Source organism: Budvicia aquatica DSM 5075 = ATCC 35567, assembly GCF_000427805.1.
GTDB lineage: Bacteria > Pseudomonadota > Gammaproteobacteria > Enterobacterales > Enterobacteriaceae > Budvicia > Budvicia aquatica.
Map to the genome: position 1 here is coordinate 22,442 of NZ_KE386586.1, position 19,691 is coordinate 42,132.

A 19,691-nucleotide genomic window follows, 5' to 3' on the forward strand; every position below is an offset into this window, starting at 1 on the left:
ATATCTATTATGGAGATAGACCGGTTTGCCAGATGTACACATGGACAGTTAAATATAACGAGCAATGAACTTATTTTGGTGTTCAGTGTGATGTCACTGAACGTCCCGCAGTGGTATTGATTGCGTCGTTGACCGGACGTGCGCTGATATTTTGCTTACCATTATTTCGCACGATTGCTCTGGTTGCTGGTCTCATTCTGTGCCATATTTCGTTTTCTATTCGGTTTACCAATGTACTTAACGGTATGGCTTGTNNGGCTTTTTTTGCCGCGTATGCGACATCATGGTTGTTTTTCATTATGGTTATAACAACTTCGCTAAATATGGGGTGTGTTTGATTGGTAGACCTCATTTTCAGTGGACTATAGGTCGCCCTCTCGTAGAGTACTCATGCTTTGTTGTCCCTACGCTATAACAGGATAATTCGATGTCCATTTCGTCCTCAGCCCAAATCGGCCGTCACTGTGTGATTGAATCTGGTGTAAATATTGGCGCACGTGTACGTATTGGACCTTTCTGTACGATTGCGGCCGGTGTTGATATTGGGGATGGAACGATGGTGGGGTCTCATTCGGTGATTAACGGCTTGACACGCCTAGGTCGTGACAACATGATTGGGCCGTACTCATCCATCGGCGAAGTGAATCAGGACTTGAAATATGCCAACGAAGCGACCGGTGTGGTGATTGGCGACAGAAACCGCATCGAAAAACATGTCACTATCCATCGAGGAACCCTTCAGGGCAATGGTCATACAGTTATTGGCCACGATAACCATTTTTTGAATGATGTTCATATCGGTCATGATTGTCGGATAGGTGATGCTACTGTCATAGGGGACCATAGCGGACTGGCAGGGCATGTGAACATCAGCGATGGGGCAAAGCTCGGCTTGATGTGTGCAGTGCATCAGTTTTGTATTGTGGGGGCTCACTCACTGATAGCAGATCAATCTTGCGTCGTTCAGGATGTTCCCCCGTTTGTATGTGCCGTTGGAAACCGCGCTTTTCCCATTGGTCTTAATAGCTTATCGCCAGTTTTTTTAGCCGCAGATATTCACCAGCAAGAGGTTATTCGGACCCTATACGATAGGATATATCACCAAGGTATACCTATAGAAGATGTGAAAAAAGACGTCAGACGACTGACAAGCGAATTTATGTTAGTTGCTTTTTTCCACGCTTTCTTCTCAGGTTCAACCCGTGGCATTATTCGCTGAGTGATGTCGAGCACGGGCTCATTGACATTTATCGGGTCTTCTTAGTTTAAAGCGTATATTTTGCTTTGACTTCACACCTATTTGATATTTTACGATTTTCACATCAAATCAATATCATTTAATTGTGTGCATATTTATTGGTCACTATAGCCATCTCTGTTGATGTGTAACCGCGTGAAGTGTCCATGCCAATAGAGGGGGGAGACTCGAGACTAAATGGTTGAGCCATGAATAGAGTGGACTATTAATTGACTAATCTTCTTTTATTGTAATATTTATCCTTTATTTTCCCTTGATAGTTCAGTGCTCTTCAGTGATAGCTCGAAATTGACCTTCGCGGACGAGCGGTTTGTGAAAATCTATAATTATAAACAGTCAATGCAGTATTTCGTATCTGCGACGTCGTTAGAACACCAACCGTTTCTACCAGGTATTGTCATTGATCTGGCCAAGCCTGTATCGGGGCGAAGCAATGCCCGCTGTGTCATAATGATATTTATTGTTAGTTAGCCCAATCTTAATCCTGAGTTCACATAAGGATAATGAGTCATACTTAGTTCTGTTTACTTGCCTATAAAGGGTTATGTACTAAAGTTTGAGGACACACTAAAACAGGACAGGAGTTATTATGACTCATTTGCACAAACGAATTCATCTTTACAAAGGTGATAATGTTGAAGTTAGCTGCACGCATGAATGTACGGTTTTATTAGTTGATGATGTAAATTACGGTAGATACAGAAAGGATTTGAAATTCAATCATGTCGGTGGTGGAGGCTTTTTCAAAGAATTACCTGTCACACTTATTACACCTCGCGATGGCCAATGGAATGTCGTTCTTTTTTTAAGTGATATTCACCGTAGTAGCGGACACAATGAGTCTATCACTGTTACGCCTGCCGGTACCCCAACGCCCACCTAATATGGTCAAATAGAGAGCCGGAGTTGATTGTTATCGCTGATGATATAATCATTACGGTCGTTGTAAGTGTTGGGAGCCACCTCGAAACATGTTCATTGTATTGAAAAAAGTGAATCAAACAGAGTTTATTGGGGGGATTACCACCCGAACTCTGTTGAGTGCGGTAATTGGGACCAAACAGTCTAATAAGTGACGGCTAATGGTCCCTAAGTTGGGTGACTACGATAATGTTAATTATAATTTTGAGGGGGCTTGTAAGCCTACTACTAGGCATTAGGTTTTTATCATCTATAAGTGTGCCCCCATTTTGTCTCGTATTAAATCCATGAACGTCTGAGATATCACAGGGCTTAGCACTGAGGTTGTAGAGGGCGGCGATGAACGGAATGGAGTATTTTTTGATTAATCTTATTTTATTGTCATTTGCCGCGTTATTCCCCTGCTAATTCGATATTATTCAGTGATAGCGCGAGATTGTTCTGCGAGGAAGACTGGAGTCTTAATATTTATAGTCACACACGTTCAATGAATAGACTTAGGCTTCCTAGTTACTTTTGATTGGCATTAGTTAATAATATCCACTCATATTCCATTTTGGTCATAGTGATCTCTATCTATTTTTTGAAATAAAAGCTCATTTAATAAATAAAAGTAAGCAGAATATACTAAATTAAATTGATAATCATTCTGAAGAAAGAGGTTGGAAGTTAATGGTACTATCTACTGTTATTTATACCAGCTAGACGCCTATCTTTTATTCTGGTGTTATAGCCTATAATTTACTCCTGATTTTATTTTGGCTTTGTATTTCATTAGTTAATATTTTTCAATCTAATCGTTGTGCTATACAGTTTATAAAAATTAATCAATTTCAATTTTTAACTATCATTGTAGAATCACTTATGTTGTTCTAGGCTTAAAAAGCGCTAATAATTTTAAGGGGATTAGTATTAGTATGCAGCTTGATAGAAGCTATCCTTCTTTATTGATAGATAGCTGTTGAATAGGGGGGGGGGATGATTCAGGCATTTTTTATATCCGAAGAAAAATGTAGAGCGATATCAGCGTGGATCAAGCAGCTTTGCTATATGTCATCAGATAAGCGTGACTTAAGAATTGATCTGTTACGCGGCGTGGCCTTAGTAATGATGATTGTAGCTCATATTGAAGTAATGTCATTATTTAATATTTTAACATGGGAGCGCTTTGGCCTAACAACAGGCGCTGAGGGATTTGTTATTCTTTCGGGATTTATGCTAGGTGTAATTAATCGCAAACGTTTACGAAAGGAAGCATTATTAACAGTGAGTTATTCACTTTATTGCCGAGCCTTTAAGATCTACGTTGTTAACGTGGTTATCATTCTTAGTATCTTGTTAATGACGAAAATGTCATTCATAAAAACTTTCGAAGTAACGCATTTCACAGATCGCTTTGCAGAATATAGCTTTACATTATATCCAGTTTTGGAGCAAATAAAGGAATCTTGGTTCAATATGGTTCTCTATTTACAAATTGGACCACACCAAAGTCAAATTTTAGGATTATATTTCTATTTGCTGCTTGCAACACCCATATCCCTCTATTTGTTGATGTCTAGGCGGGTAGGATGGTTGCTATTGTCCTCTCTTTTTTTCTATGTAACCTACTATTTTAGCAAGATAAGATTGACATCAGCAGAGTTTGAATTTGCGTTTCCCTTTTTGGCATGGCAACTCATTTATATATTGGGTATGACTATTGGTTGGTATAAAGACGAGCTGCTTTCCTTAGCGCGTACTCAGGCCGGTTTTTGGTGTTTATCAATTATAGTTTTATTTACATTGGTAATGATGTTTATTGCACAAAACCACACAAATCCATTTATGCCTAGTTGGGCGATGCTTCATGTCATAAATACAAAGCATTTTAATTGGATCTATCATAACCTGGCAGAAAAAAATGCGTTAGGCCCATTGCGTGTTATCAATGATTTTTTCCTATTAATAACCTGTTATCTGGTACTAACTTACTTTTGGGTGCCGATAAATAAACTCTTCGGATGGTTTTTGATCACGTTAGGTCAACATTCTTTGTATGTTTTTATTGTCCATGTATATGTGGTTTTATTGGTTAATCAGATAGTGGAGTTTGGGTTGTGGCATCAAGCATGGTTGCTCAATACATTGATTCATATCAGTGCGTTACTGATGTTATGGCTATTAGCAAAATATAATATTGGCCGGCGATTTATTCCTAACTGATATTCTATTTTTTGACTCAAAAATAATCACGAGGCTAGCGATGAAAAATATTCCATCGACTCAAGAGAAAAATAAGATTAACGAACTCCGTAATTGCATACTTTATGAGTTGAAATACTCTCTTGGGATGACACTATCAAATGCATCATCCAGTGATATCTTTAGTGCATTAGCATTGGTCGTTAGACGAAATCAAATGGATGATTATTTTAGTACTCAAGAACGACATTATCAGGCTAGAAAAAAACGTATTTACTATATTTCGATGGAGTTTTTAATAGGTCAATCTTTGCGCAACAACCTAATAAACCAAGGGATGATGGAAATAACAAAAGCGGCATTAGAGTCTCTAGGCCTAGATTTTGAAATTATAGCTAAAAGCGAAGAAGATGCTGCTCTGGGTAATGGTGGATTAGGGCGTTTAGCTGCGTGTTTCATTGATTCAATGGCGACGTTAGATATTGCTGGTTCTGGTCATGGTATAAAGTATGAATATGGCCTTTTTCATCAACAAATTCAAGATGGAAAGCAAATAGAAAAACCTGATGATTGGCACGCCAGCCATTCTCCTTGGCTTATTGAACATCAAAGTCAGGCGATGATAATTCCACTCTATGGACGTATTGTAAAAGTACAAGACCAGCAAGGCGATTACAATCCGATGTGGATGGATTGGAAAATAATTATTGGTATACCCCATGACTATCTGGTCTCTGGCTATAATAATAATACTGTAAATTCACTACGCCTATATAGTGCTTGTGCCTCAGATTCATTTGATATTCATATCTTTAATCATGGTGATTATCTGAATGCTGTTAATCAAAAAATAGCCTCAGAAAATATTTCTAAAGTTCTTTACCCCTCAGATGAGGTGCTTGCAGGTAAAGAATTGCGTTTGACACAAGAGTACTTTCTGGTGGCTTGTACATTACGCGATGTCATGCATGATTTCTTCTTACACTCCACGGATCTCAACCAGTTGCCAGAATTTGTGGCTATACAGCTTAATGATACCCACCCAGCACTCGCAATTGTTGAACTGATGAGAATACTGGTCGATGAATATGCTGTTGACTGGGACATAGCTTGGGATTTAACGCAGCGAGTTTGTGCCTATACCAATCACACGTTAATGCCAGAAGCACTAGAGAAGTGGTCGGTGACTCTATTTGAGTTATTATTGCCTCGGCATCTCCAAATTATTTATGAAATAAATAAGCGTTTCTTACTGGAAGTAGAAAGATGGCAGCCTGGTCGTATAGATTTATTAGCCTCAATGTCTCTTATCGAAGAAATACCTGAAAAGAAAGTGCGTATGGCCTACCTTGCTATTGTAGGAAGCCATAAAGTTAATGGTGTGGCTAAACTGCATTCAGAATTAATTAAGTCAAATCTTGTGCCTGACTTTTATCATTTAATGCCAGAGAAGTTTACCAATCAAACAAATGGTGTCACACCGCGGCGCTGGATCCAGCAGGCCAATCCTCGCTTATCTTCATTTTTAGATCGGCACCTAGGTAATAAATGGGTTACTAACCTCAATCTTCTAACAAAGTTGAAAGCATTAACCGATGATAGGAATATTATTGATGAACTTGTTGAAATAAAAAAATACAATAAAATTAAATTAAGTCATATAGTTAGCCAGCAACAAGGGATAGTCATTAATCCAGATGCTATGTTTGACTGCCAAATTAAGCGTATTCATGAATATAAGAGACAATTACTGAATATTCTTTATGTCATTCGTGTTTATCAGAAAATTATTGATGGAGCGGCGCCGATACTTCCTAAAGTTCATATCTTCTCGGGTAAAGCAGCTCCGGGGTATGCGATGGCTAAATTGATCATACAGTTGATTAATCAAGTTGCTCTTAAAGTGAATAATGACCCGAAAGTCAATGGACAACTAAAAGTGGTATTTTTAGAGGATTATAAAGTCTCATTAGCTGAGCATGTTATTCCTGCCGCAGATTTATCAGAGCAAATATCTACGGCAGGTACTGAAGCATCGGGTACTAGTAATATGAAGCTTGCCATGAATGGTGCTTTAACTATTGGAACGTTGGATGGCGCTAATATTGAAATAAGAGATGCGGTTGGCCATGAAAACTTCTATTCCTTTGGTTTGTCAGCGCACCAAATTGCTGAACAAAGAGCTGCGGGACGGTCATCGTATGACGAATACTTATCTCATGCAGAACTTAAAGCGACCATTGATTCGCTTATTTCGGGGACTTTTCATTCCGATAAGAATCTGTTTTCTCCAATATTCCATATGTTGGTAAGTCATGGCGATCACTATTTTCATTTAGCTGATTTTGATAGTTATTATCATGCACAGTCTCAAGCATTGGCAGATTACAGTGATACTTATAGCTGGCACCAACGAGCGTTGAGAACGATAAGTGGTATGGNTGAGTTTTCAAGTGATAGGACGATTCGTGGTTATAGCGCGGATATTTGGGGGATAGATAGTCTGAAATGAGATATTACATATTACTCACAATGTTACTTAGCGGACTATTTTTCTGTCCGTTAGTAGTTGTGGCGGATACGGCTAATACGCAAGCAGTGAAATTATTCACTAACCCTTGGTCACGTCTTTTTTCTGGCGATGAGGCGGAATTTTCAACGGCATTAACCTATAGTTCACCGCTTAAAAAAAAATCAGTTCATGTACCTACAGGAAAAAACACTTCAGAAGAAGTATATAAACTGAATCAACGGGGACTCTTTAGTATGCAGTATTCCCCAATAAGTTATTTTTTTACCAATATGACCGTTCGTGTTCCATTACAAAACACGAGTAAATACAGCACTGATTTTGTTTATAGTTTTGGTTATGACGATTGGCATCCCGGTACTTTTAGTCTAGTTTATGGCAATTATAATGATAACAATAGATTTTTCCCTGAGACGGGAGCCCAAAAAACACGATTTGAACAAGGCTCCTGGACTTTTGGCTACAAATTCACTCTACCCAAGACCGTAGAGTCTGCATTATTGATTAACAACGATGACGCTCTGGTTTGCCAAGTTGGTTATAGCTATGTTCCCCGTTATTACTCTGATGCCTCATCAACAATCAAAGACAATAAGAACAGTTTATTAGGAAGTTGCGGCTATACGCTACAACAACACTATTTTTTGCGCTTATCTGCTTTTTACTATCCTGACAAGAACCAGCAGCAGCCGTGGAATTATGATTATACTTACAGTTTTGGCTATACGTCAGGCTACGCTGGCGGATCTTGGTCTATTTATTATGGTAATTACACGGGGACTCGCTATCCGTGGAGGCAGAATGCAAATGCAAACTTTAGCAGTGGGACAATAAACCTTAGTTGGAATTTACCCTTGTAAGTTGAAAGGATAAAACTCTGTGCTACGCTTAATGATGTTATTGATAACTCTATTTAGTTATCACCATGTTTTATCGGTGCATGAAATGGTAGATATGTCAGACATTCTCCGCTGAAGATTATGCCTGATTTATTTTGTTTACACGAAGTACTTGGATAATTTATGCAATTTCATGCTTCCGTTACTGGTGTGACATCTATCCTTGTTGTTGATGATTCCGCGAGCTATCGTTTTCTACTTGTTAACCTACTAAAAAAATGGAATTTTTCTGTTTTTGAAGCAGAGAATGGTGAGGAGGCGTTGGACATTCTTGCTGATAATTCCATCAATATGGTGATTAGTGACTGGGAAATGCCGGTCATGGATGGGTTGAAACTTTGTTCCACTATCCGAAAAAACTACTCTGACCGGTATATTTATTTGGTATTGATAACGGTGAGGCAATCCGTTGAGGATTTAATCACCGGATTAGATGTGGGGGCTGATGATTTTCTGTCAAAACCCATAAATCAAAGTGAGTTGCGTGCCCGGTTGCATGCAGGTGAAAGGATACTAAAGTTGGAGGCAACTCTCGATGCTCGTAATCAAAAGTTGTCGCAAGCCTATCAACAAATAGAAGCTGATTTACAGGCAGCAGCTAAACTGCAACGTAGCGTTTTGCCAGCGGAGAAACTGATAGTTTGTGGGTTTCAGGCTGAATGGATGTTTATGCCATCAGCTTATGTTTCCGGTGACTTATTGAGTTTTTTTCAACTAGGAAATCAGCACATTGGTTTCTATAGCATTGACGTTGCAGGACATGGTGTCGCTGCTGCGATGCTATCACTGTCTGTTGCACGCCAATTTCTTAATGGACGTACAGTGGATAATCTGCTTATTTCGCCTTCAGATGATCCTTCTGACTATAGCATTACTTCACCAAATAAAGTGGTTAGTGAACTTAATCGCCGATTTTGTATCGAAAATGATGATGTAACCAGTTATTTCACCCTTGTTTATGGTGTCATTGATGTGCAAACAGGCATAGGGGCGCTTTGTCAGGCAGGTCACCCAACTCCCTTCATTGTCAGTGGCTCTGGTCGAGTTACTTCTATTGGCGACGGCGGTACACCCGTCGGTTTGATCGATTCCGCTGATTATGAGGACACCATTTTTGCATTGGCGCCAGGTGACCGACTTTATTTATTTACCGACGGCATTGTTGAGTGTGAAAGCACTGAGCAAGAGCTTTTTGGCGAAAGACGTTTACAAGACCTACTGGCCAGTAGTTCTCAAGACAGTATGCCGGCCGTTTTTCAGCGAGTACAACAGACGTTGATTGATTGGCATCCTGCACCAACAGATGAATATCAAAGTGACATTCATAATGGGCGTTCAGTATTTAGTGATGATATATCTTTACTAGTAATCGAGCGCAATAACGATTCACTTATTCAATAAATAGCTACTGTAAGGAATAATTAATGAACTTTGAAACTCAGACGATTGGGCATGTATTGGTAATCACCCCCTTGGTCAGGCGACTAGATGCATCAGTTGCCTTGAAATTTAAGGAGAATATACAAGAAATGATTTCGCAAGGTGCCATAAATATTTTACTGGATTTCAGTCGGGTAGACTTCATCGATAGTAGTTGTTTAGGTGCATTGGTTTCGCTATTGAAAGCCTTAAATGGTAAAGGTGAACTGGCTATTTGTTCATTAAACAACAATATTCATGGAATGTTCAAATTAACTCGGATGGATAGAATTTTTACTATTGGTGTTGATCAAACTGTGACATTGCAACAAATGCGCTCAGTAACCCCTTAATTTTTAAGGAATGCATATTTATGAAAGCGATGATCCTTGCAGCAGGGAAAGGAACTAGAGCCAGGCCACTAACCACCATATTACCTAAGCCGATGATCCCATTAATTCGTAAACCTATTATGGAATCAATAATTGAGCACTTGAAAAAGTATAGCTTTAATCAGTTGATGGTAAATACCAGCTACTTGTCTGGGGATATAGAGAGTTATTTTCGTGATGGTCATGCTTGGGGCGTCGAAATAGGTTACTCCTACGAAGGACTTATGGAAGGAAATAGCTTTGTTGATACCGTACTAGGATCTGCTGGCGGTATGAAACACATCCAAAACTTCTCGGGCTTTTTTGATGATACCTTTGTTGTTGTGTGTGGTGATGCATTAATTGATGTGAATTTTGATGATGTATTAGCTTTTCATCGGGCAAGAAAAAGCGTAGCAACCTTAGTTATGCGCCCAGTAGCAAGCGATCAGGTTAATAAATACGGTATTGTTGTTACTGATGAGCAAGGCCGAGTGAGTAAGTTTCAGGAAAAACCTGATGAAAAAAGTGCATTATCGAATAATGCTAATACCGGTATTTACGTGTTTGAACCCGAGATATTTAATTATATTCCTGATGGTGTTGAATATGATATTGGAAGCCAGTTGTTTCCTAAACTTGCTGAATTAGGCGTTCCTTTTTATGGTATTGCTCTGCCATTCCAATGGGTTGATATTGGCTCCCTGCAGGATTTCTGGCAAGTAAACCGCATGATACTTAATCAGGAACTCCCTGATTATGTTATGCCTGGAATTAAAGTTGCACCCCACATTTGGTGTGGACTTAATGTCAAAGCTGATTTTTCAACCTTAGATATTGAAGGACCGGTTTATATTGGCAGTAGTACAGAAATACAACCTGGTGTGACGATTAAAGGTCCAGCGATTATTGGTGCTGGATGTTTATTAGAGCAAGGTGCTGTCATCGATCAAAGTTTTATTTCTGATTACACCCGAGTGGGCGGGATTGCACACCTTTATCAACAAATGATTTTCGCCGGAAAAGTCATCTCGCCGGAGGGGACGTCCATTGATTTATCTGAAGCAGGTTTGAATTGGCTTATTGATGATAAACGGCGCGCAGACATCATTACGGCGGAAAAGTCTTTATTTAATGAATTTCTCCAAAAAGATATGTTGATATGAGAGATCACCAAGGTGAAGTGCCAGCCCAGCTATCCCACATAACTCTACCTGCATCATTGTCGAGTCTGCGTGCTTTGCATGAAAAATTGGTACAATTTATTGAACCTTTACCGATTGATTCAGACATCGGTTATGCCATAGACCTCGCATTAAATGAAGCATTTATTAATGTTGTAAAGCACGGCGTCAATTATGATGCCAGTCAGAATATTGTTATTGAAATGCGTTATGACAATAATCAGTTAGTCCTCATGTTGCAAGATCAAGGGAAGCCTATACCCTCTGAGCTTTTGAATAATAAAAGTGCCTTATCTCATTACCCTGAGCTATTAACCCCAGACTCCTGGCCAGAGAGTGGTATGGGATTAATGATGATGTTTAATTCCGTCGATGAAATTAATTATGAAGTAAAAGATGGTGTCAATTATTTGTCGTTGATAATTAACACTGAAATTCAGGCGTGAATTTTACGAACTGATCGTTAACTGGTTGGATTTAGCTCATTTATCTTCATGGATTGACTGAGGTTGTGATAATGGCTTTTTATTTCTCTTCATTTGAAAACAGAAAACCGCCATCCCCACTGAAAACTCATTGGGTTATTCAGTTTTTATGGCAAAGTCTGGCGATTGCGGCTCTTATTTTGGGGGCTAATTATATCCGTTGGCGTTGGATGAATTCACTTAATTACGATGCCCTTTGGTACTCAGTCCCCTTGGTAATTGCTGAAACTCTGGCATATATTGGCTCTGTGTTATTCACTATCAATCTCTGGAAGATCAGCGATATTCCTCAACGTCCGGCACCCGCAACAATCAATGATTGTTTAACCCCTGAAGAGGGACAAGGGGATCGTTGGATTAAAGTTGATCTATTTATTGCTACCTATAATGAAGATGTTGAATTAGTGCGTTTATCTATTCGTGATGCATTAGCAGTCACTTATCCCTTCCCTTTAGATTATCGTATCCATGTATTAGATGATGGCAAACGAAGCGACATGCAGATTGTTGCACAAGAGGAGGGTGTTAATTACTTAAGTCGCGACAATAATATTGGTTATAAGGCCGGTAATCTGCGCCACGGTATGGAGATGACTGATGGTGATTTTATTATTATCTGTGATGCCGACACCCGTGTTTTTCCAACAATATTAACCCATACTTTAGGGTATTTCCGCGATGCTGATGTTGCCTGGGTTCAAACACCCCAGTGGTTTTATGATTTACCACTGGGCAAGACGTTACCTGAATGGGCAAAGCAAAAACTGGGATCAACAGGTTATATCATTGGAAGAGGGATTGAGAAACTGGTTGGTCCTCTGACTGTAGGTCACGACCCTTTTTTTAATGATCCGCAAATGTTTTATGATGTCATTTTGCGCAGACGAAATGGGGATAATGCTGCTTTTTGTTGTGGTGCAGCGTCAATTCATCGTCGTGAAGCTGTTATGCAAGCCGCACTACGGCGCTATGTTGATAATATAGAAGATGAGATACAACAATACACTAATGATTTAACAGACAGCGAGACCAAAGCGGATTTGGCGCAGGCCATGCTGCCTCATGTAGTGCATGATACGGAGCTGATGCCTTATAAATTTCATGTATCAGAAGATATCTATACTTCTATCGTTTTGCATGGTGACCCTGGTCGTAAATGGCGTTCTGTTATGCATCCACAAATAGAATCAAAGATGTTATCTCCACAGGACTTACTGACCTGGATGATCCAGAGATTTAAATATGCTGCTGGTTCAATGGATATCGCTTTACATGAAAGGTTGTTTACCAGTAAGCATATTAAGCTCACTGCGATGCAAAAGTTAATGTATGGGACTACTTTCTGGTCCTATTTTGCCTGTATTTGGAATACCGTGTTCTTGATTGCTCCGTTAATCTATCTCTTTACCGGTATTCCACCGGTTTCGACCTACTCGTCGCCTTTTTATCTGCACTTTCTGCCTTTTATGATTGTCTCTGAACTGGCCTTTATGTTTGGTACTTGGGGAATTTCGGCTTGGGATGGAAAATCATCGTTCTTAGCTTTATTTTCCATGAACCTACGGGCCCTTGATACTGCTCTTCGAGGCGAGAAAATCAAGTTTCATGTGACCCCGAAAGAAAGACAGTCGGGAAATTTTTTATCACTAGTTAAACCGCAATTAGCCATTATCGGTTTGACTTTGCTGGGGCTAGCTTGGGGCGCGATTCAGATAGCTCAAGGGAGTATCAAAGATCCCTCTGGCTTTGTTATCAATATCTTTTGGGGGGCGGCAAATATTGCCGCCATGATGCCAATGGTTTTAGCTGCACTCTGGCGACCTGATAATACGGAATTTACTGAGCAGGAGGGTTCCTGATGTCATTCAAATATAATCTCCTTCGGGCTAGAAGTTATCTGGCAATGGTGATTGGTATGTTAATCGCTTTTGCTGTGGTGTTGTATGTCGAGGGGCATGCCAAAGATAAGGAAGATCTCCGTGCACATATAGCTCCTAGCGTCGAGCGACCATTAATACCAGCACACAGGCCATTGAGTGCGGAAGAAATGATTTGGGCCAAAGCAGCATGGCAATATTTTGTTAACAACACTCAGCCTAGCGGTTTAGTTAATTCCGTGGATAAATTCCCGTCATCTACTATGTGGGATACTGGTAGTTACTTTATGGCACTTATTTCAGCTCAACGGATTGGCCTTATTCAGCAAGATGAGTTTGACCAGCGCATTAGTAACGCATTGACTGCATTGGCTAAACTGCCTTTGTTTGATAATAAACTACCGAATAAGGCATACAACACACAAACATTGGACATGGTTAATTATATTAATCAGTCCAGTACTAAAGGGATTGGTTGGTCGGCGATTGATATTAGCCGAATGATGGTCCCATTAAATATATTAGTCTGGAATTATCCTCAACATGCTGTTGAGGTTAATAAGGTTATTTCGCGTTGGCAGTTAGATAAATTAGTCGTTGATAACCAATTACAAGGTTCAATGATTGATGATAAAACCCAGCTTATTTCTTTGCATCAAGAAGGTCGTATTGGTTATGAACAATATGCTGCGCGAACACTGCAACTGGTCGGAGTTAATGCCAGTAAAGCGCTGGATTACACTGCACATTTACGATTTGTCAACGTAGAAGGGATACAGGTACCTGATGATGATCGTGTCTCGCAAAAAGAAGGGGCTAATACCTTTATTGTCAGTGAACCTTATATTCTGACGGGTTTAGAACTCGGTTTTGATCACTATTCCTCTGAATTAGCCTGGCGAGTTTTTAAAGCTCAGGAAAACCGCTTTCATCGAACTGGCATTTATACTTCAGTCAGTGAAGATCACGTGGATCAAGCCCCCTATTTTATTTATAGCACCTTGCATTATTCTGGTGAAGATTGGGCCGTGATTACGGATAAAGGGATAAGGGTTGATAAATTGCGGCAGTTATCAACCAAATCAGCTTTTAGCTGGTATGCATTGTGGCGTACGCCTTATAGTCAACAAACACGGGCTCAATTAAATCAATTGATGGACCCATCAAAGGGGTGGTACTCCGGGACTTATGAAATAAACAATAAAATAAATACCTCATTAAATGCCAATACAAATGGAGTGGTGTTGGAAAGTCTGGCTTTTATCAATGGCGGAAAACTGCTTTGTGCTGCTTGTCTTCAGGTGGAACAGTCAGTCAGTACAATAGATAAATAATTAAAGTAGGAAGGTTTCATTATGAAGCGTCAGTCATTTTTAATAAAATTAAGCCTCATAGTTAAAGTTGTGAGCTTGACATTAATGCTCCTACCAATACTGTCTTTTAATGTGTATGCCGTATTATCTACTGATAAATTAGCCGCTGAAAATTATCCAGTCCGCCATGGGGAATTAACAACCAGAGAGATGGCTATTGCTGTTAATGCTTGGCAATATTTTGTGCATAACTTACAACCTACAACAGGGCTTGTGAATGCGGTCAATAATTATCCCTCAACAACAATGTGGGACAGTGCATCATATTTGGCAGCACTGGTTTCCGCTCGAGAATTAGGTATTATTACTAAAGACGAATTCGACCATCGCATGTTGCCGTTTTTGAAAACTTTGAATAACTTATCGTTATTTCAAGGGCAATTACCCAATAAAGTCTATAATACAATCACAGCAGAAAAAGTTAATTATGTAAATAAACCCGGTGAAATTGGTTTTTCTGCCATTGATTCTGGTCGCATGTTAATTTGGTTGAAAATTGTTAAGGAACGTTATCCTGAATATGCTAATAGTATTGATAACGTTGTATTGAGGTGGGACTTTTCACATGTTATTCAAGGGTGTGGTACGTTATATGGTGCCATGTTAGATAAAAATAATGCCCCGATATACGTGCAGGAAGGTCGGCTGGGTTATGAAGAATATGCTGCCAGTGGTTTCCAGTTATGGGGTTTTTCAACCTGCCAGGCATCACGGCCTGAACCTTATGATTTAGCAAAAATTTATTGTGTATTAGTTCCTTATGATGCACGAGACCCACGCACTACTAGTCAACATAATTATGTAGTGACCGAATCGTATATTTTGCATGGCTTTGAGTTGGGATGGGATCGTAGTGATGATCGGGCCAATAAGGCCGGGAGCTATAGCCATCCATGGATGAAAAATTTTGCCAATCGGGTTTACCAAGCCCAGGAGAATCGTTATCGCGAAACTGGAATTCTCACTGCCCGCTCAGAGCATCAATTGGATCGCGCCCCTTATTTTGTTTATGACACCGTTTTTGCCGATGGCTATAACTGGAATACCATTACTGACCAAGGTTCATTTGTCCCTGAATATGCGGCTGTATCATTGAAAGCGGCGTTAGGTATGTGGGTATTTTGGGATTCACCGTATACCGACAGATTATTTGATGCCATCGAGAATGCCAATGTTAAAGAACTTGGCTTCAACGAGGGCTTATACGAAAATGGTAAAGGGCCGATCAACGAATTCACGGCAAATAATAATGGTATTATGTTAGAAGCCTTATTATTTAAGAAAGAAGGGAAAATACTTCGTTTCACTAGCGGTGACCCTAGTCATGTCGACTATATTCCCTCATTGTGGGAACGCCAGCTAATTAACGCTTTTGATGATAATAACAATAAAAGAAATCGACCGTTTATTGATGCAACACCAAGTCTTACTGCATTTTGTGATAAAACGGGTATCGCAATACGTAAAGCCCCAAATTGTAATAGCTGCCAGTGTGCTGATTGTCAGGATGGAAGTAGCAGTAATAGTTTATTTAAATTACCCCCAGTGACTTCATCATGTGCAAAATAGTGAAGTCCATCGCTGTTACTTGGGCTATTAGTGGCAGTTTATTCATCGCAGTATTTATTGGCTGTATGTATGTTATTACCGGTGCGACTGATGGTTCGGGTACCCATTCTGACCGCCGAGGTGTGCTATCGGCTAACGAACAATTATGGGCTAAGGTGAGTTGGCGTTATTTTATTAATAATACGCAAGAAGCAACAGGATTGGTTAACTCTCTGGATAGCTACCCTGTGGTTAACTTATGGCAAATAGGCGACACACTGATTAGTTTGACTGCTGCTGCACAATTAGGGGTGATTAGTCGGCAGGAATTTGATCAGCGGTTATCATTATTATTAGCAACACTTAGCCATTTGCCCTTAGTAGCCGGAAAAACGCCTAATTTACTTTACAATACCGTGACCGGACAGATGACTGATTATGCTAATCAACCCAAACCACTGGGATGGTCAGCACAAGATATTGGTCGCTTCATGGTTAGCTTAAAAGTTGTTGCACGTTTTTATCCTGAATATAGCGAGTATTTAGATAAGATCATGTTGCGATGGAGCTTTTGCCAGGTAATTGATAACAATGGTGGATTGCTAAAATCAACGATAGTGAATGGCCGGTTTGTTGTGAAATCGGAAGGGCGCTTAGGTTACAGCGATTATATTGCGGGCGCTTTTGGCCTATGGGGGTTTCCGATCGGAACCTCAACCAATCTGCCTTATAACACAACCTTTATTTATGGTATTCCCATCGATTTTGATATTAGAGATGCGCGAACAACTCATACACCATCAATTATCGTTAGCTTACCTTATTTACTTATTGCGATGGAGTTAAAGAATACGCATATATTTAAACAGCAAAAAGAGCGCATTGAGAATGTCTATCGGGTACAGGAAAAACGCTGGTATAAGGAACATATATTGACTGCTCGAAGTGATTATTTTACCTCGGTTTCGCCTTATCATGTTTACGATACGGTATTCGCTAACGGTTACCACTGGAATACTATCAGCCAAGATGGACAGTTCTATCCTGATCTGGCTCAGGTATCAACGAAGGCAGTTTTTGGCTTATGGGCCTTATGGAATAGCCCTTATACCGATGCGTTGATGCAGTTAACTCAAATGCAGTACGATGAACAACGTGGTTGGTATGAAGGCCGTTATGAAAGTAATGGAGCGTATAATAAGACTATTAGTTTGACCACTAACGCCATAGTACTAGAGTCTTTGCTTTACAAAACTTCGGGTCGACTAATCAATACCGAGTCTGCTGTCGGATATCTAGACGTACGTATGAATGATGTTTTTTCACGACCACAATCATGTCTGCCACAGGAAAGAATGACGAGTATGGTGGGCTATAGAAATGAATATTAATTCTCGGTGCCAACAATCTACCCTAATTTGGGGTTTTTTCTTGCTAATTGTCCCGTCGTTAGTTATTGCCCAGTTGCCATCAACGAAAAATTTGGCGGGTGAATGGCAGATACGAAATGGTAATCCACCTTCAACTGAAGCTTGGAGTGACACTCTGGATGACAGCCAGTGGCAAAGCATAAAAGTCCCGGCTAATTGGTATAGTGAGGGTGTCGATCATCAAGGCGTATTGTGGTATCGCACGCGTTTTACGTTGCCAGTATTAGCTGCGGATGATATGGCAACATTAGTATTCGATGGAGTTGATTATCAAGCCGATATTTGGCTCAACAATCAAAAAGTAGGGCAGCATAAGGGGTATTTCCAGAGATTTAGCGCCGATATTACTGATGTATCGCGTATTGATAATGTATTGGCCGTACGGGTGGATAGCCCTTACGAAATACCGGGTGAAATCTGGTCGTTTCATAAACAACTGATTAAGGGGGTATTCAACCATCATGATACTCGCCCCGGCGGAGCATGGTCCGAACGTGGACAAGATGCTAATTCAGGAGGAATTTGGGCGCCAGTTGTATCACATATCAGCCGTGGTGCTGTTATCGATAATGTATTGGCCGTGCCTGATTGGCAACGGGGATTACAACATCCTATTTTGAAAGTGAGTTTGGATTATCGTGCGAATCGCAATCGGTCGGCTGTGATGTTGTTACGGTTGGTTCCCTATAATTTTATTGGACCATCATATCAATTAAGGAAAAATGTTTCATTGGTTGCCAGCCCGCACAATAAACAAAATCTTACAGCTAATTTCCTCCTCGATAATCCCGAACTATGGTGGCCAACTGGACATGGGAAGCAAAATCTTTATCGCTTTGAGATCAGTTTTTCCGATGATATGGGCATCATGGATACCGCCTATTTACGTACTGGCTTACGGAAAATAACTATAGACCCAAAAGAAAATAGTTGGTCAATCAATGGTAAGCGCCTATTTATTCGTGGGACTAATTATATTGGCAGCCCTTGGCTGGGAAGTTTGACTTCAGCCGATTATCGTCGCGACTTATCGATGATGCAGCAGGCAAATATCAATGCTATCAGGATACACGCCCATGTTTCTGGCCGGGCGTTGTACGATTTAGCTGATGAGATGGGCATGCTGCTCTGGCAAGACTTCCCGCTGCAATGGGGTTATGACAATTCAACAACTTTTGCCCAAGAAGCCGCTGAACAAGCCGCTGAGATGACTCGGCAATTCGGTAGCCACCCAGCCATCGTGTTGTGGTCTGGACACAATGAACCGCCTTGGGATGCTACTTGGATGCAATACCGTTACTCTGACTGGCAACCGGATGTTAACCGCTTTTTAACCGCCAGCGTTGCTAATGTACTCAGACAAGATCGTAGCCGCATCACCCATGCTTATTCATCAACAGCTGAACATTACTGGCAGGGTTGGTATTCTGGGGAGAAAAGTGATCATCTTAAACCGGCAAATAGCTCGATAATCAGTGAGTTTGGTGCCCAAGCTCTACCTGATTTAGTTACGTTAAAAACGATTATTCCACTGGCTGATCTGTGGCCGAAGACCACGGATAAAAATGATGAGGGCTGGCAGATTTGGTCATACCATAATTTTCAGCCTCATGAGACATTTGAATTAGCTAAGGTTACTCGTGGGGGGGGGATTGATACTTTCATTATAAATAGCCAAGAGTATCAGGCAAGCTTAATTCAGCTAGCGGCAGAAAGTTATCGGCGCCAGCGTTATCAACCAGTAGCGGCCTTATTTCATTTTATGTTTACTGAAACTTGGCCATCAATTAATTGGGGGATCGTTGACTATCAACGTCACCCGAAACCAGGTTATTTAGCTTTACAGCGTGCTTATCAACCGGTTTTACCCTCTATTGAGCCTAAAGCCGAGTCTTGGGTTCAGGGGGAAACCGGGCATATTGGTTTATGGGCAATTAACGATCATTGGCGCAATTACTTTCATGCATCACTACATTGGAAAATCGTCCAAGATGATAAGACGTTATCCGAAGGTGAGCAGGCGATAAATTTGATGGCTGACAGCGGACAGAAAGTGATTGAATTACCAATCACACCGCGTAGTAATCGAACGATAACGGTGGAGAGTGACATTCTCAGTAGCGGGGGCGAAGTATTAGGTCACAATGAATTACAACTTCTAGTTCAACCATAGCCATAGCCTATGTTGTACCTACAGACAAATAGCATTATC

General features: G+C 40.4%; 14 protein-coding genes. All 14 read left to right on the forward strand.

From position 1 onward, the window contains the following. Positions 1–427: 427 nt before the first annotated feature. Positions 428–1,219, forward strand: coding sequence for an acyl-ACP--UDP-N-acetylglucosamine O-acyltransferase (gene lpxA, locus YWE_RS0123505; RefSeq protein WP_029096644.1), 792 nt, complete (start codon positions 428–430; stop codon positions 1,217–1,219). Positions 1,220–1,847: 628 nt separating this feature from the next. Continuing rightward, positions 1,848–2,141 (forward strand): DUF1883 domain-containing protein, encoded by a 294-nt coding sequence (locus YWE_RS0123510; protein ID WP_029096645.1) that lies wholly within the window; start codon positions 1,848–1,850, stop codon positions 2,139–2,141. Between the two features lie 1,088 nt (positions 2,142–3,229). After that, on the forward strand, positions 3,230–4,384 hold the full coding sequence (gene opgC, locus YWE_RS0123515) for an OpgC domain-containing protein (protein WP_036017040.1): 1,155 nt from the start codon (positions 3,230–3,232) through the stop codon (positions 4,382–4,384). A 40-nt stretch (positions 4,385–4,424) separates the two neighbouring features. Continuing rightward, positions 4,425–6,875 carry a glycogen/starch/alpha-glucan phosphorylase gene (locus YWE_RS0123520; protein WP_029096647.1) on the forward strand — a complete coding sequence of 817 codons (2,451 nt, stop codon included), beginning with the start codon at positions 4,425–4,427 and terminating at the stop codon, positions 6,873–6,875. Positions 6,876–6,895: 20 nt separating this feature from the next. After that, the gene (locus YWE_RS0123525; RefSeq protein WP_084167188.1) at positions 6,896–7,753 is read left to right on the forward strand and encodes a hypothetical protein; all 858 of its coding nucleotides are present in this window, start codon (positions 6,896–6,898) and stop codon (positions 7,751–7,753) included. A 162-nt stretch (positions 7,754–7,915) separates the two neighbouring features. Continuing rightward, the gene (locus YWE_RS0123530) at positions 7,916–9,193 is read left to right on the forward strand and encodes a PP2C family protein-serine/threonine phosphatase (protein WP_051323545.1); all 1,278 of its coding nucleotides are present in this window, start codon (positions 7,916–7,918) and stop codon (positions 9,191–9,193) included. A gap of 23 nt (positions 9,194–9,216) precedes the next feature. Beyond that, positions 9,217–9,564 carry an STAS domain-containing protein gene (locus YWE_RS0123535; protein WP_029096650.1) on the forward strand — a complete coding sequence of 116 codons (348 nt, stop codon included), beginning with the start codon at positions 9,217–9,219 and terminating at the stop codon, positions 9,562–9,564. Positions 9,565–9,584: 20 nt separating this feature from the next. Beyond that, positions 9,585–10,748, forward strand: coding sequence for a nucleotidyltransferase family protein (locus tag YWE_RS0123540; RefSeq protein ID WP_029096651.1), 1,164 nt, complete (start codon positions 9,585–9,587; stop codon positions 10,746–10,748). Further along, positions 10,745–11,212, forward strand: coding sequence for an ATP-binding protein (locus YWE_RS0123545; protein WP_051323546.1), 468 nt, complete (start codon positions 10,745–10,747; stop codon positions 11,210–11,212). The genes YWE_RS0123540 and YWE_RS0123545 overlap by 4 nt, the downstream gene beginning before the upstream one ends. A gap of 71 nt (positions 11,213–11,283) precedes the next feature. Then, positions 11,284–13,110, forward strand: coding sequence for a glycosyltransferase (locus tag YWE_RS0123550; RefSeq protein WP_029096653.1), 1,827 nt, complete (start codon positions 11,284–11,286; stop codon positions 13,108–13,110). Next, positions 13,110–14,462 carry a DUF3131 domain-containing protein gene (locus YWE_RS0123555; protein WP_029096654.1) on the forward strand — a complete coding sequence of 451 codons (1,353 nt, stop codon included), beginning with the start codon at positions 13,110–13,112 and terminating at the stop codon, positions 14,460–14,462. Before YWE_RS0123550 ends, YWE_RS0123555 begins: the two co-directional genes overlap by 1 nt. A gap of 84 nt (positions 14,463–14,546) precedes the next feature. After that, positions 14,547–16,070 (forward strand): DUF3131 domain-containing protein, encoded by a 1,524-nt coding sequence (locus YWE_RS0123560; protein ID WP_051323551.1) that lies wholly within the window; start codon positions 14,547–14,549, stop codon positions 16,068–16,070. Next, entirely contained in the window at positions 16,070–17,440 is a 1,371-nt protein-coding gene (locus YWE_RS28555; RefSeq protein WP_227659918.1) for a DUF3131 domain-containing protein, read from the forward strand. The genes YWE_RS0123560 and YWE_RS28555 overlap by 1 nt, the downstream gene beginning before the upstream one ends. Then, positions 17,430–19,652: a glycoside hydrolase family 2 protein gene (locus YWE_RS0123570; protein ID WP_051323547.1), complete on the forward strand. Its 2,223-nt coding sequence runs from the start codon at positions 17,430–17,432 to the stop codon at positions 19,650–19,652. Before YWE_RS28555 ends, YWE_RS0123570 begins: the two co-directional genes overlap by 11 nt. Positions 19,653–19,691: the final 39 nt, after the last annotated feature.

Bases quoted from the DNA above. Each gene is read 5' to 3' on its own strand.
- YWE_RS0123530 (WP_051323545.1), top strand. From the start codon at position 7,916: ATGCAATTTCATGCTTCCGTTACTGGTGTGACATCTATCCTTGTTGTT.
- opgC (WP_036017040.1), top strand. From the start codon at position 3,230: ATGTCATCAGATAAGCGTGACTTAAGAATTGATCTGTTACGCGGCGTG.
- YWE_RS0123535 (WP_029096650.1), top strand. From the start codon at position 9,217: ATGAACTTTGAAACTCAGACGATTGGGCATGTATTGGTAATCACCCCC.
- YWE_RS0123545 (WP_051323546.1), top strand. From the start codon at position 10,745: ATGAGAGATCACCAAGGTGAAGTGCCAGCCCAGCTATCCCACATAACT.
- YWE_RS0123510 (WP_029096645.1), top strand. From the start codon at position 1,848: ATGACTCATTTGCACAAACGAATTCATCTTTACAAAGGTGATAATGTT.
- lpxA (WP_029096644.1), top strand. From the start codon at position 428: ATGTCCATTTCGTCCTCAGCCCAAATCGGCCGTCACTGTGTGATTGAA.
- YWE_RS0123570 (WP_051323547.1), top strand. From the start codon at position 17,430: ATGAATATTAATTCTCGGTGCCAACAATCTACCCTAATTTGGGGTTTT.
- YWE_RS0123550 (WP_029096653.1), top strand. From the start codon at position 11,284: ATGGCTTTTTATTTCTCTTCATTTGAAAACAGAAAACCGCCATCCCCA.
- YWE_RS0123540 (WP_029096651.1), top strand. From the start codon at position 9,585: ATGAAAGCGATGATCCTTGCAGCAGGGAAAGGAACTAGAGCCAGGCCA.
- YWE_RS0123525 (WP_084167188.1), top strand. From the start codon at position 6,896: ATGTTACTTAGCGGACTATTTTTCTGTCCGTTAGTAGTTGTGGCGGAT.
- YWE_RS0123560 (WP_051323551.1), top strand. From the start codon at position 14,547: ATGCTCCTACCAATACTGTCTTTTAATGTGTATGCCGTATTATCTACT.
- YWE_RS0123555 (WP_029096654.1), top strand. From the start codon at position 13,110: ATGTCATTCAAATATAATCTCCTTCGGGCTAGAAGTTATCTGGCAATG.